2 protein-coding genes are annotated in these 719 nt (G+C 45.1%); both read left to right on the top strand.

Features of this window, described 5'->3' with window-relative positions; genetic code table 11:
• On the top strand, nucleotides 1-390 hold a 390-nt coding region (locus ACFIKY_RS09165), incomplete at its 5' end, for a phage tail sheath C-terminal domain-containing protein (protein ID WP_375661749.1).
• Between the two features lie 3 nt (nucleotides 391-393).
• Nucleotides 394-719, top strand: a 326-nt coding sequence (locus ACFIKY_RS09160; protein ID WP_375661748.1) for a phage major tail tube protein, incomplete at its 3' end; no start/stop codon positions are given.

Here is a 719-nt window from a genome sequence, read left to right as displayed (position 1 = left end):
TTTGTCAATGTGGTGCGCACCCGTGCAGCCTTGGAAAAAACGATCATTAACAGTTTCCGCCCTTGGGCCAATGACGAGAATCTGACCGGTCAACATGTTATTGCCATTACCCGCAGCCTCACGCAGTTTCTTGATGATCTGATTGCGCGTGGAGCGCTTTTGGGTGGGCGGGTTTGGTTTGACCGCGATTTAAATTCCAACAGTACTTTACAATTGGGAAAATTGCGGATCGAATTTGATGCGGAAGAAGTGCCACCTTTAGAAGATTTGAGTTTCGGCAGTCGGCGCAATAGCGCTTATTTTGATCGGTTGGCGCAAGATATTCAAAAGAAAATGACTTATCAATTTGGCGATACGCTTGAAACTTATCGCAAAGCAGCAAGGAGTTAAAGCATGACTTTACGCATTGTACGCGGTTTTACGCTGATTGTTGATGATGATGTCAATCTCCATCTTGATCTTGAAACATTAAAACTGCCTACGTTGGAAGAAATCACCGAAACCTATCAACCAGGGGGCTCTGATATGCAAATTGATGTGAGCGGTCTTGGTGTGAAAGCTTTGAGTTTACAAATGAAAATCCGCAGCCACACCCCCGAAATTATCGGCATCTTTGGTGGTCCTCCTGGTCTTCGTCATAAATTCACAGGCAAAAAACATGTGATCTCTGAAGAAGATGGACGCGAGCATGAGCATTCCATTGATGTTACAGGGCGCTT

Source organism: Bartonella sp. CR127HXZ, assembly GCF_042194555.1.
In the GTDB taxonomy this organism is placed as follows: domain Bacteria; phylum Pseudomonadota; class Alphaproteobacteria; order Rhizobiales; family Rhizobiaceae; genus Bartonella; species Bartonella grahamii.
This window is presented reverse-complemented; position numbering and strand designations above follow the sequence as displayed.